Below are 14,282 nucleotides of genomic sequence, written 5' to 3' on the forward strand. Positions count from 1 at the left end.
CATATCCCCTTTTACATTTTTTCAATGATCGTGGCATTGGCCATTCCCATGCCCTCACAAATCGCCAACAAGCCGTAACGAAAATTCTCGCGCTCCATGCGATAAAGCATCGTCGTTAACAATTTCGTACCCGTTGCCCCTAATGGATGTCCCAGTGCAATTGCTCCGCCAGCAGGATTGAGTTTCTGAGGGTCTCCTCCTATTTCATGCAGCCATACGAGTGGCACAGGTGCAAAGGCTTCATTTACCTCATATGTGTCGATATCCTCTATGTTGAGACCTGACCGTTCTAATGCTTTTCTAGTAGCCTCGATTGGCCCTGTTAGCATTAATGTTGGATCAGAGCCCACGACCACTCTTGTCACAATTTTAGCGAGTGGTTGAATGCCCAATTCTTGTGCTTTATCCAATGCCATCACGACTACAGCTGATGCCCCATCACTCATTTGGCTCGCATTGCCCGCAGTAATCACGCCATTCTCTTGAAAAACAGTTTTTAACCCGTTTAAAATGTCAACGGTTGTTTCTGCACGAGGACCCTCATCAACAGCAAATGTTGTCACAGAGCCATCTTCTTGTGTAACTTGAATAGGTAGTATTTCAGCTTGGAAATGACCCGCTTCAATGGCAGAAAGCGCCCGTTGATGGCTTTGATAAGCATAGCTGTTTAACTGTTCTTTTGATAAAGACCATTGGGAGGCGATTTTCTCTGCTGATAATCCTTGATGGATAATATCATAATTTTCCTGTAAGCGTTTACTAGCATGTGCATGTTGCATGTTTGAGCCCATCGGTACTCTTGACATGCTTTCTACACCACCAGCAATGACAATATCCATATCCCCCGCTAAAATGGCCTGTGCTGCGAAGTGTACGGCTTGTTGGCTTGAACCACATTGGCGATCAATGGTTACCCCTGGCACACTATCCGGGAAACCAGCCATTAATAATGAGGTCCGCGCAATATTTGCCCCTTGTTCAGCTGTTTGCGTCACACAGCCCAAAATGACATCATCTACTTGTGCCTTCTCAATCCCTGCACGTTTTACAGCCTCCTGTAACACATCCGCTGCTAAATCATCTGCTCGAACTTGACTTAACGCACCCCTACTTCGACCTACAGCAGTTCTCACAGCTGCTACAATTACCACTTCTCTCATGTTCATAACCCCTTTTCCTCGTCATCCTCACAGTGTATTGACGAGTCTACTAAACTATTCCTAACTTAATTATCAGAATATTACATCATTTATTGTACATGAGTAAGAAGTTTTTAACAATTCTATATGTATCTAGGAATAGATTATTTGTTGGAATAATATGCTGCACACTACCCAGCCCACCTTTTTGACAATAAAAAAAGCAATCCCAAAATTGAGATTGCCTAATCTATTCGAAATTAAACTAAATCTTCACCGAAGAATAAGCCGATTTCGCGCTCTGCAGAAGCAAGAGAGTCAGAACCGTGGATGATGTTGTGAGAAACAGTTGTTGCGTAGTCACCACGGATTGTACCTGGGTAGCTACCAAGAAAATTGACTTTAACTATTGTCTACGAAATCACTAATATCATGGGTTCTTCGAAATAAACGAAAATAACTAAAATATAACCAAATTTTTACCCTCTATAAATAGTAAATATACATTACTTATAGCTAAGTTTACAAGTTTAAAAAAAGTATAAGAAAGAAATTTCCTTATAATAAAATTATTTTTCACTAAGCATCTTCCTTTTTATCAATACTCTACCTATCCTTACAACGATTTTCCCTAGTGGAGAAAATCGTATTTATGAACATGGTTTAAAGACCCCAACATCCAAGAGGTTTCACGGTTATTTCAAAATAGATAACGACATTAAAAATTCACTGTATCTAAACCTAGACAAAAATTATTACAGTCTATATTTTGTTTAAAGATGATAATTTTATTTATTCCAATTTATATTGTTTAATAATATCAAATGTTAATTTTGATAGAACTTGTTTACCTAGATTAACTTCCCGATTCATACCTAAAAAAAGAATGTCCTCTATTTCTTTTATATCATTAAATAATCCACTATGATTTAGAATTTCATTTATTCTCCCCTCGCTGTTTATATATAAATTACGAATTAAAGACTTAACATAAACATTATGAGCTGTATAAATTTCGTTTAAAGAAAATAACTCAATAGATTTATCAATTTTTTCTTTTAATTCTTCATCAGCAGTTATTACTTTTAAAAAAATTTCTATATTCGCGTCCAACCCTACTAATGATTTATAAGATAAATTTTTCACTCTAAACTCTACATTGTTATGAAATTCTTCTTCAAAGGGATAAACAATTTCATTATTATATAAATCTCTGTTCAATTTAAAAGTACTATTACAAACATGGCAGCAAGGTATTAAATTAAAAATTGCGATTGATAAATATGGATATAATGATTTTGAATAAAAATGGTCTAGAACTGCCCTAGCACGTTTTTCTCTTTTTAAATCTATAAACGTAAAGGTAAATTGTCTATCACAGTACGGGCAAACATCATTATTTAAATACGAGGTGTATTCATATGCGTCCCATACGTTGGTTCTGTCTTTTTTAAATTCTGAAAAATCATTATATGAAAATATTTCAAATATAGCTTCTTCAAACGTCATTTCTTTATTTGTATTAGCTATTGATAAAGTTTGCATTTCAATTAATTTATTTATATCCGTTTTAAATTCCCCTAGATTATTATATTCAATTGTTCTAATTTTATCTAAATAGGGCTCTAGATTATTTCTTTGAATGAAACTTCTTAATGTACCATCACGAGCAGTTACCCTTTCTTGCTCTCGTTTCGTTAAAATCGATTTTAATTTTGAAGAAGAAATATAAATATCTTTTTCAATTTTTGTTATTACTTGTTTTAAATCATTTAGTTCTCCTACTAACAGCGTATTTAAATTTTTATTAAAATAATCTAGTAGTTTTTTATATTCATTAAATCGTCCATCTGGAGTAAACTTCGAATATTGATTTTGTATTCTATTTATTACTCTGTTTTTTAATGCATTTAAATGTTTCTCTGCTATTTCTTCTTTATTTACATTAATTAAAATCATTTTGATTCTCCAAAATATTTATTTCATTTTTTATGCTTTCTTGCATTTGTTTCAAATAATCTAAAATGTTAATATTTTCGTCTTTTCTATTCAGGTAAGTATTCTTTTTCTCTTCTAGTAAATACATTAATTGTTTTTGAATGATTGGTTCACCAATTAGTTTAATAATCTTTAATGCTCTTTCATACAAATTACGATATTCTCTTAAATCAATATCATCTTTTGAGTTAAGAAATTGTAACGTTTCTTCGATTTTTTTAATTGCAAATTCACCCGTAGTAGATTCTAAAAATTGCCCTTTTTTATATAAATCGTGTATATTAGCAGCAAAACTGTTTTCTAATCCAGTATTTTGTACTTCAATACCTATACTGTACTTATTCTTTTCTAACATTACCGTATTTCCAATAGGCAAATCAGACATTATTAAAGGTGAATGTGTAGTTATAATTATTTGGATTTGCTTATCACATATTTTTTTATTTATTAGTTCTATCAAAATATTAATATATTTTCTTTGCCACTCAGGATGTAAAGTTAAATCTCCCTCGTCAATTAATATTATGACTTTTTCATTCATAGATTCTTCCAAGCTTTTTTCCATTTCCGATATAAATGTAAATAAATTTTCCTCTCCAGTACTTAGTTCTCCCCATTTAAATACTAGAGACTGTGTAGCAGTGTCTAATTTTATGTACTCATTAATGAAATTATTGATTAATGGAGTATTTTCAATAGTTGTAGCAATTTTTAATTCTGCTTCTTCTGCTACAAATAAAGATAATACACCGTCTGTGTTTTCCTTATTTTTATCTACAAAAACCTTTTCAAAGCTTACTTCATCCTGAAAGAAAAAGTCTGTTATTAGAAATTCAATAAAATTCACATAAGTGTCAGTTATTTTTAAAAACCTTTCTTGGAATTTATTCATTTCAATATCACCAACTTTATTATTCTCAATAATAAAATTACAGAATAATTCAGAAAAGTATATTAAATATTTATTTATTTCTAGTTTTAAACCTTGGTTAACAATTTTTCCTTCAAATTCTTTAAATTTTTCGATACTTAATTTAAAAAATAGAAATTTTTCTATATCAGTAAAATAACTATCTATAATCCTTTTTAAAAAAACACTTTTTGCCTTATCTTTAAATTCTATATTTTCATCTAACAGTGAGTAAATCAAATTTTCAATCGAAAAGTTTTGTATGGAATCTCTTTCATATCTTAATAGCTTCTCTTTCTCAATATCCAAGAAAAACCTTTTATTTTGAGAAGACATATAATCTAAAGATATATATATATACGGTGGAATATCTAAAAAATCCTCAATATATTTTCGATTTTCCAGATTAGATAAAAACAACATTTTATTTCTTATATCGTTATTTAAATATTTTTGTGATGAGCTGATTACAAATCTGTTATCTGGATTTTGTATATGTGACTCATAATTAAAATAATTATTATTTAAATTAATATCTTCATAAATTCTATTATTTAATGATATATCTTTATAATCTATACCATTATTCAGCACCTTTTTATTCCAATTAAAGTCATATTGGTTTGAATAATAAATTAAAGTTGTTCCCTTAGACAATTTTGGACCAATTATTTTATTATTTTTATTTTCTATTATCCCGATATTTGATTTTACATCATACATTATAAATTCGATTGAAATGCCTTCATTTAACCGTATATATGATTCCTTGATATCTATGAGTTTATTTTCAACATATATACTTAATTTTTCTAACATAGAATTAGGTATATATATTTTTATAAGATTATTTTCTTCTGTTGCAAATATATTATTATAATTTATATTTTGGGATTCTCTGACAACAAAACCTGTAAAGAATAAATGTTGTATTAAATTTAAAATTGAAGATTTCCCAACACCATTTTTCCCAACTAAAGCAATTAAATCTATTTCATTAGTATCACTAAAAAAATTGTCTATATATTTCTGATTAAAATTTATATGGAATTCATTTGAACTTTTATTAAGAGAAAACTTGAATTTACTATTTAAATTAAATTGTTGATTTTTAATTTCCTTATATTTTTCTATATAACAATATAATATTTTCATAAAACCTCTCCAAATATCAAAAGTATTAATATACCTAATTTAACTATTTTCATTCTATAACGACATTGATTACATGAAAACTTATTATTTCTAAGAAAAGCAACTGGATAAAAAGGCTTCAAAGCGCCCCTGCTATTTTAACTATTTAAAAGCATCTTTACCCATCAACTTATTAATCTTCTTCTTAAGTTTGTTAAATATTTTTGTAGAATGTAGTTTCTCAAAATCCACTATAAATTGTTCAAGGTAATCAAAATGCACGACATGAACCAAAAATTCATTATTATCTTCATCAACAGAAGAAAAATAATTAGGTGAAACATAGTTAAAAGCAACTTGAATATATTTACTATCTTTAATTTCAACCTCATCTTCTTCGGTTAAATATGCTTCATATAACTCTCCATCCACGATTACAACCGGATTAAATGATTCAAAAAGTAAATCTCCATTATCACTATTATCCAATGTTGCATAACAAGTTTCCTTAAAATGTACTAGTGCCTTAACAGATGTACTTAAAGCTTTATATATATCATCTCGCTTGTTGGAAGATAGTGCTATATATGAAGACTTTGCTGTAGTTTTATGATATAATTCTCTCTTCCGTAAAGTAGATATTTCAATAGTGTCATACCCCATTTCTTCTTGAAGCTTATTTGCGCTCTTATTTTTAGCAAGATGACCTGGAAAAAGTATCCTTTTATCATCACTAGTAAAAAAAACCCACGGTTTTTCTTTAGATTGCTTTATCTCCACTACCATATTATACGTATATTCTAAACAATCCCTATCATCTGAAAATTGAGACATATGTTTGTGACATTTCAAATCCACTTCTCTGCCGATGTTTTGGTCTTTATCAATATAATATAAACTATGTAGAACCCTCCATTTTAAATCTTCAAACTTTTTAGCCACTTTAAGTTCAAACGGGAATCCTGTTTTTTTGATATCTTCTAAAACTTTCAATTTTAATCCTTCCATCTCTACTTCCCCCTTTTTACATCTTATATTAAGGCATCTGTTAAAACTATTCTGTAAACGCCCAATATCACCAAGAAATATTTGTAAGTTAACTATACCATTTTCCAATAAAAAAACGATATAAACATGTGTTTATATCGCTTTCGAATTCACTTACAGTCACACTATCTAAAGTGTGAAACCCACCAGATTTTATAATAAAATTCAAACTTCACAAGTATATTCTCGTTCGTTTTATTTCTCTTTGATTTTAGTAGGTAACTTGAAATATTTCTTCATCATCTAAATATCGGAAAACATTCTTACTTTTTAATTTCATTATAATTAACTAACGCTTTTCCTATAATAAAATAAAATATCACAGTTTGAACCATTGAACATAACTTTGCTAAAAAAGACATCGGTTCTATTGTTCCTCCACCAAACGTTAATCCCCTACTAAATGAATAGTAAAGAAAATCAAAAGCGAGTTCGTACCATTCAGTATTTTCAACATACATAAATGCGCACTTGTTATTATCGTAAATAAGGAAGTAAATAAATGAAAATATTAATACTATGTAACTAAGCATCCAAATTAGATAAGTAACTTGTTTTTCCTCTTTCAATTTATTTCCAAAACTCCAAATCATAATAATTAATACAAAGGCTATTAATACAAACGGAAGAAGTGAAAGGTAACCCTCGTAAATCCCTCCTTTCAACAAAGTTTCATTAGGTTCTATAACTTCTAATACCGCAAAAAAGTACAAATCAATAAGGAGTATTGTAAATATAATATCCCTAAAAACCTCTTTGGATTTGTATTTTTCACTTAAAACAAAATAAAAACATATAGCTCCTATTACAAATAATATGATTTCTTCAATTTTCACTTATTTAACCCTCTTCTTCACAGATATTTGTAAATTGTAATATACCTTTTAAAGCGATAGAGTCATTAAAAGAACGAAATACTCTTTATACTATTTTCAATCGCTTCTTCTGTAATGCCAATATAACGCAATGTAGTCTTTTGTGAGGAGTGATTAAATATCTCCATCAACGTTGCTACATCTTTAGTTGCTTGATAGTACGTGTAGCCGAACGTTTTCCGCATTGTATGTGTGCCGATTGAATGGTTGCCTATCATCTCGCCAGCTTTAGCAATAATACGATAAGCCTGTGTCGTAGTGATATGACTATCACCTTTGCGACTAGGGAACAAATAAATAGCATCGACTGGTAGTGTTTCAATATAATCTGCAATATCAGCCATTAAGTTGTTTAAATAAACAGTTCTTTCCTTCTTCGTTTTACCTTCACGAATCTTGAATGAAGATTTGCCTTTCACTTGTTCCACTTTCAAAGCCACTAAGTCGCCACAGCGCAACCCTGTTGAAACACCTAATTTGAATAAAAGCTGGTCACGTAATCCATTTTGTGACATTCCTAGTGCTTCGATTAATTCATTAACTTCTCTTTTACTTTTTATGGGTTGTACATCAATTAACATGCCTTTCTTTTCATTCAAATTAGCCATGATTTTTTTACCCCCTTTACAATGTATGCTATTTTAATTATTTTTAAATTACCATACATTTGATAGAGTATCAATAATAGAATGTCTTCATATCAATATTTTATATGTATGCTAATATAAAAAAGCATACATTCATTGATAGTACCCCATATAGTAAATAGTTTGCACAAACAAAAAATCTCTGCAACATCCACAGAGATTTTTACAATTAGTATTTAGTTAATTTTAAGAAAATAATTTCTCCAAACATACAGTAGCTAAATTAAGAAGAATTAAAGGTTAGAATTTCTAGTATTTCTCCGCTAGGGAGTAGTACATACTTACGAACTTGGTTCACCTAACTAATACCATTGTATATCAATTGATTATCAAATGGAATTATTTTGTGTACATCTATAATGAGGATAGCTCAATATTATTTTCAACTTTTAATAACAAGTTAATTTACTTAGATGCAAAATTTTCACTGAAATAAATCATTTCTCAAAAGTTAATGTTAATTTTGTAAAAATTCTTCTAGTGATATGTTACTTCTACTTAGATAAGAACAAGTAATACCGACATCTCCCTTAGCAATCAATACTCCACAATATGGCTTCCCATAATTAAATGGCATTCTACTATGTGCCATAATTACATTCATCCTATCTCGTACCTCATAATCAATACCTGCCTCTGTTAATTGTATTAATGCAATACCATGAATTTTTGCATATTCTATTGCTCCACTTTGAAAATTCGATGTAGAAATTAATATTCCTTTTTGTGCTCCTAACGACTGAATTTTCGTATGTAATATCTGTACTTTTTCTCTAGTTATAGCTGATTTATAATGCTTACATTCAACAAGAGTTTTATATTTAAGACCCATAAATGTAAATTCTATATAACCATCTATTTGATAATTACCATCATGAGCTTCAATTATTCTATTATGTTCAAACACTAAGTTTTCAAGATTCTGGGTTTGTTCAAATAATAAATCTAAAGAGTAACGTTCAAACTCTTCTGGAGTTAATTCTAAATAAGCATCTTTAACTGGAATAAACATACTCTATTCTCCTTCAATCACTAATACAATTATTATCTGTGTATATTCACGTATACTGTCCTACTTCCCTTACCCCTTTTATAATCTATTTAATTGCCTAGCCTTTAAATATTTACTATAAATTCAGAAGTAACTCTAATACATGTATTATTAAACTGAATTAAATAGAAATTACTAGGAACAAATGAAGAACTGTTGTAACAATTTTTCTACTTTATCAAATTCATCTAACTTTACTTCAAAAAATAATAGAACCACCAAATACTTATATTATCTTGCCCAAATAATTTTATCAGTTATTTTACCGATTTTTTTCCCATGAAATGCTGCACATTCATATTTTTCACTTTCTGAATAAGTCACAATAGTTAGGGATTCTCCTGTAAAGTATTTGTAATCATAACCAATTCTAAAGAATCCAAGTTCAAATCCTTTAAAGGTATTAACCATTATATTAATGCTTCTTTCTTCTTTCCAATCAACTATTCCATTTTCATTAGGAAGATATACCTTAATATACGAATCTAAACACATTGTATTGTAACTTTTAAAGAACGTTTTTCCTAATTCTGTTCGATTTTTTAATAATATTAATAATTCCTCATATGATTTTTGATTGCCCCTCATTTCAAGCGGACTTTTCCCTATCTTAATTAAGTACTCCCTAGACCTATCATCTAAAATTATATTCTCAAGCCATTTATCATAAACTGCGTCACTATATGAAATTATATTTTCTATACTAATTTTACTTCCCTTATCTAATAACTCCATAGCTATTGATACTGTGAAATCTTCAAAACTTGGGAAAGGTTTCATTGTGTCAAATGTTCTATAAAAAAATCTTTTCATAGTATTACTTACTGCTAATTTATTGGAAAATTCTACGATTTTGTCATTAGAATGTTTAGCAATTTCATCAAATGCATGTATCCATAGTTTTAAGTCCATTTTATTATCTCCTATTTATCTTTAATTAATAATTTTTGATAAATGATTACATACTCCATCTAATCCGCCTTTTGCCATTAAAGCTTCTGCTTCCGTACATTGGTGGCTTGATTTTATTTCTTTTTTTGGATGAACAAAATTTCTATAATCCCTTAAAACCTGGTCAATTGATTTTATTCGCTGTGGAGGTAATACTAAAATATCCTCTGCTACTTCGATTAAATTCTTTAGTTTCCAACTATCAATCTGTACTACTTTATCTTTATTTCTAGGTGCTTTAGGACTAATTAAGGCTTTCGATGAATATATAGGATTAGTTAAAACATCAAATAAAATAGCTTCCAAAATACTACCAGACATTATAACTACGCTTTTCCAAGCACCATCGGGTAAAAGAATAGTAATTAATTCTCTATAGTCCCTTTCAATAATTGATTTCAAATCACCATCATGTAAAAAATCAAAATTTCTACTATTTTCTTGCCAATCAATACTTCCATAGTTATATAAAATTTGGATTAATTTTTCACTTAATTGAATAATCCGAGGGTAGATAACTCCACTTATATTTGTCATTGCTTTTAATTTCCTAAAATTCTCTCTAACAATTACGAAATCATATCTATCATTAGGTAATAAATATAGAGTTTCTAATTTATCTATTTCCTCACTAATTACTTTTAAAAAATCTAAAATATCTAATCCTGTATTACTCTTATACTTTGAATCTGATAGGCTTCTAATAAGTTCTTTGTTTAAATCTACTATATAATTAATCATTATTTCCCCATCTCCTATCATTTCAAGTGTACATCAAAATTTCTTCCAACATACTGAAAACTATTTGCTTGACTATATCATACTCTTTCGATATTCCAATATACTTACTATTAGATAAAGTAAAATGATTTTCTCACCTCACTTCACAAGAAAGTCGTTTAGAAAGTTCTTCCCAAAAGCTTGGTGATTCTTCCTTGTATTGATAAAATCTGATTAATTAATATTAAATATTCTCTTATTAAACACTGTTTAATTATTCTCAGTTATTTCAAGAATCCAGTTTTAGTTTTTCTAATTTTGTTACAGAACCACCATCGATATGTTTAATAAAAATGTTTAACAGGTTTATTCATTCTCAATTTTCAAACTATTAATCATTTGCTTTATTATGCAGCCAAAGAAATTGTCTAACAATAAGTTCCTCATAAGAACACTCTAAAAATTTCGGATACTGTTCATCACTCATCCTATTTCGATAAATCTTATTTATAGCACTGATTATATCCTCTACATCTATATCCGATGTTATTGCATCGTATGTTTCTCTTCGTAAATCTGCTTTAACCTCTAATCCATCACTTCCCCAACCTCTAGGCAAATATTGTTGTAAAAGATTAATAACATATTTAGGAGATTCATCTAAAATTGGTTTTATCATATTTTGTGTTTCATTTTTTTCTCCATATTCATTCCAAACAGACAATAGATTTCTAACATCACTAAATAATAATTTAAAATCATCCTTAACCTCTGATGAAATTCGTTTCGCCAGATTTCTACCCATTGATTTTATCTCGTTCTCATTAAAACTATTTTTATTTGAGTCTTCCTCTTCTCTTTCTAACCATCTAAAACATTCAATTGCAAATTTTAATGGTTTAGCTTTTATTAATACGCTATTGACTAAGTTTAATCTAGCTCTTTTAACTTCAATTCTTAAAATAATATCATTAATAAGCATTGCTGCTTGTGGGAAAGGATTTCTAAAACTAAACAATTGTGGTGGATGAGGATAATAATCACCTAATACAGCTATGCTTAATGCTAAATTTTCTAATATTCTATGATTATCTATTGATTGAACTTTATTTCTCAATTTGGATATAAACATACCTATATTTTTTTCATTGATTAACTCTATTATATTAGCTCCATTTTCTTCTAAGGATTGTATTTCCATATTTTTCAATAAGTTATTAAGCTTTATATCAGATAAATCTCCTTTAGGAATTGAATAACTAAAATATCTTTGGAAGTATATCTCAGAACATATTCTTTGTTTTTCCTCCCAAGTCTTTTCCCATCCCGCACTATAAGATGTATTAGAAAATACTTGATTTAGTCTAGGAAAGAGGTATGTTATAGTTCTTTCAATGTCTTTGATAGAAACTTCATCATAGGATTTTAAAGTATGTTCGATTAGAAGTTTCCTTCTTTCTTTTTCTTGATTGAGCGAGTAGTTGTCCATCTGTTTTAAAAATACATTTTTATTCATTTTAATTACTTCGTATAATTCAGGAATGAATACTCTAATTGCTTCTATTAACATTAAATCCACTACATTTACTTCATCTTTTAATATTGGTAATGAAAACATTATGATATTGCTATAAAGCATTGCCTGCCTTGGAGTTTTTAATAGAGCCTCAAAACCTTGAAAATTTAATGCAAATAATCGTGCTTCTTCATTTGTAAGTTGTATTTCACCTGACTCTAATGCATTATCAATCGCTTTATAACAAAAATCTCTTAAATCTGTATCCTCAATTGCCGGTAATTGTAATGGTACTTGAATAATTTTCTCTAAGAACAATTTTCCTGCTTCAGAATTTCCAGAACCATATCGTTCTTGTATTGAAGCAGAAACCATTTCTTTATCAAAAGCTAAAATATATGCAGTATATTTAAAGTCCGCAGTTAATTTAACCATTCTAAACACTGCATGAATTTCACTCTTTTCTAATCTGTCAATATCATCAATTAGAACTACTATTCTTTTTCCTTCTTCTTTTAAAATTTTCTCTACTCTGATTTTTATTTCATTAATATCCGCAGAATTTAATACATTACTTATAGCTTCAACATTTTCCCCCTTTCCCAATAGTTGTGCAAAAGGTCTAATGTACTTATCAACCACTTCACCAATCTTTTCTCCTTTAGTTTCTATTTCCCTATCTACAGCTCTTACTAAATCATTAAAGAAATTTAATAACATTGTATTTTCATCGCCAAATCTCCAAGGGTTAAAACGAATACACACTACATCTTCTTCTTTACTCAACTCACTTTCAATAAAATTAAATACAGAAGTTTTCCCTTCCCCCCAAGCTCCATATATTCCTATAACTAAACTATTTATATCTTTCCGATTGGCTATAATTTTTGATACTCGGTGGGCAAATGGAAACCTATTAAAAGCATCTTGAGCAGAATCACTAATAGGTGCATCTGAGGAATATGTAAAATGCTGCATAATTTCATCTCCTTTTGATAATTTAATTAATAATATATTTATAAAAAAGACATTTCAGATATTATTTATATATAATCTCATTATTAAAAATCTCAAATTAACTAAATCATCTTGAATTATTAATATTTCGAAGATTGTAGCACCTAAAAAATAGGATTTAGATTATTTTAGTGTAAGTCACCATTTAATCATTACTCTTGATACCTATAAAATATATTTCCAGTTCGTGATGCATGTCTTCTTTTTCTAATTATCAAATTTTTTAAATCTACTTGATTCTCTAACACTGAAACTAAATCATATCCATCCATTAATATTAATGAGCTTCTTCCTCTTGAATGAATAGCAATTGCATCACTAGAAAATCCATTAATTGATAAAAATAATCCCAATGTATTATCCAATTTCCTATTTATTTTTCCCACAAATGCGTCTAAATCAGAAGTATCAATTGCTTTTTTCTTCCATTTAGCCTCAAATAGATAGTCTGTACCTTCTAAAGTAAAAGCTCCATCTAATTGCTCACCAACATTTCTGAATGATGCTTTTGGGTCTAAATCAAATAAATCAAAAAGGTCATACATTATTTTTTCTAATTCAAATCCTCGTTGTTGAGCATCTGTTCTACTAGTTAATTGATAGTAGTTTGTTTTAATTTCATCTAATTTGACTAAAAAAGCATTACTTTTAACTAACTTTTCATATTCCATTCTTTTCTTTTCTGACTCTTGTCTTATCTTTTTTATACTTGCGTCATTTTTAGAAATTTCTTCTTTTAAAGCTAATACAGAATTTCTAGCCTTCAATACTTTTGATGCTCCATCTTCTAGGTGTTCCAAATGATTAAAAGTATTCATTTTAGATACTTCATTAAATAGTCTACGAATATCTCCTAAATTCTTTTCTCTATCTTCTAATAAACTATCGACAACATCAGATGCAATCTTTCTCTTTACATCAGTCCAATTCACCTTTAGAAATATCGATTTATTTGAAATACAATTCATTAAAAAACTTTTCAAGTCATTTTTATACCAATAAATATTGCATAAAGCCTCTTTTAAACATTGAATAGCTATAGCCGATATATTCATTAATTTTCATCCTTTCATAGTCCAAATACACAATCAACAAAAAATATATAAATTACAATATATTCATAATGTTAATAAAAAATTACATACTAAATAGATAGACAATTTTACAGTCTACAACATTATCTTTATTAAAGATTAACCTATTATGTTATAACTTTAATTATATACGAATCTATAAAAATAAAAAAAGCGAATGGAACTTTATTCATTCCATTCACT

11 protein-coding genes and 1 pseudogene are annotated in these 14,282 nt (G+C 28.7%); all 12 read right to left on the reverse strand.

Translation table 11 applies throughout. The features are described from left to right. Nucleotides 1-11: 11 nt before the first annotated feature. The gene (locus ACEVFT_RS19705; protein ID WP_393951059.1) at nt 12-1,160 is read right to left on the reverse strand and encodes a thiolase family protein; all 1,149 of its coding nucleotides are present in this window, start codon (nt 1,158-1,160) and stop codon (nt 12-14) included. Between the two features lie 239 nt (nt 1,161-1,399). Next, nucleotides 1,400-1,525: pseudogene (locus tag ACEVFT_RS19710) on the reverse strand (nucleoside-diphosphate kinase); the annotation flags it as partial. Nucleotides 1,526-1,931: 406 nt separating this feature from the next. Next, nucleotides 1,932-3,098 (reverse strand): hypothetical protein, encoded by a 1,167-nt coding sequence (locus ACEVFT_RS19715; RefSeq protein WP_393951060.1) that lies wholly within the window; start codon nt 3,096-3,098, stop codon nt 1,932-1,934. Next, the gene (locus tag ACEVFT_RS19720; protein ID WP_393951061.1) at nt 3,085-5,202 is read right to left on the reverse strand and encodes an AAA family ATPase; all 2,118 of its coding nucleotides are present in this window, start codon (nt 5,200-5,202) and stop codon (nt 3,085-3,087) included. The genes ACEVFT_RS19715 and ACEVFT_RS19720 overlap by 14 nt, the downstream gene beginning before the upstream one ends. Nucleotides 5,203-5,343: 141 nt before the next feature. Then, a complete protein-coding gene (locus ACEVFT_RS19725; protein ID WP_393951062.1) occupies nt 5,344-6,189 on the reverse strand; it encodes a hypothetical protein in 846 nt (281 codons plus the stop codon). Nucleotides 6,190-6,491: 302 nt separating this feature from the next. Next, a complete protein-coding gene (locus ACEVFT_RS19730; protein WP_393951063.1) occupies nt 6,492-7,064 on the reverse strand; it encodes a hypothetical protein in 573 nt (190 codons plus the stop codon). Nucleotides 7,065-7,129: 65 nt separating this feature from the next. Beyond that, the gene (locus tag ACEVFT_RS19735; RefSeq protein WP_393951064.1) at nt 7,130-7,711 is read right to left on the reverse strand and encodes a tyrosine-type recombinase/integrase; all 582 of its coding nucleotides are present in this window, start codon (nt 7,709-7,711) and stop codon (nt 7,130-7,132) included. Between the two features lie 496 nt (nt 7,712-8,207). After that, complete coding sequence (locus tag ACEVFT_RS19740) at nt 8,208-8,762, reverse strand: restriction endonuclease (protein WP_393951065.1); 555 nt, start codon at nt 8,760-8,762, stop codon at nt 8,208-8,210. A 270-nt stretch (nt 8,763-9,032) separates the two neighbouring features. After that, complete coding sequence (locus tag ACEVFT_RS19745; protein ID WP_393951066.1) at nt 9,033-9,713, reverse strand: hypothetical protein; 681 nt, start codon at nt 9,711-9,713, stop codon at nt 9,033-9,035. 21 nt (nt 9,714-9,734) lie between these two features. Next, nucleotides 9,735-10,514 carry a hypothetical protein gene (locus ACEVFT_RS19750; protein WP_393951067.1) on the reverse strand — a complete coding sequence of 260 codons (780 nt, stop codon included), beginning with the start codon at nt 10,512-10,514 and terminating at the stop codon, nt 9,735-9,737. A 349-nt stretch (nt 10,515-10,863) separates the two neighbouring features. Beyond that, entirely contained in the window at nt 10,864-12,966 is a 2,103-nt protein-coding gene (locus ACEVFT_RS19755) for a KAP family P-loop NTPase fold protein (protein ID WP_393951068.1), read from the reverse strand. Between the two features lie 191 nt (nt 12,967-13,157). Beyond that, nucleotides 13,158-14,060 carry a restriction endonuclease gene (locus tag ACEVFT_RS19760; protein WP_393951069.1) on the reverse strand — a complete coding sequence of 301 codons (903 nt, stop codon included), beginning with the start codon at nt 14,058-14,060 and terminating at the stop codon, nt 13,158-13,160. Nucleotides 14,061-14,282 lie beyond the last annotated feature (222 nt).

The organism is Lysinibacillus sp. PWR01, assembly GCF_043359455.1.
Lineage (GTDB): Bacteria > Bacillota > Bacilli > Bacillales_A > Planococcaceae > Lysinibacillus > Lysinibacillus fusiformis_F.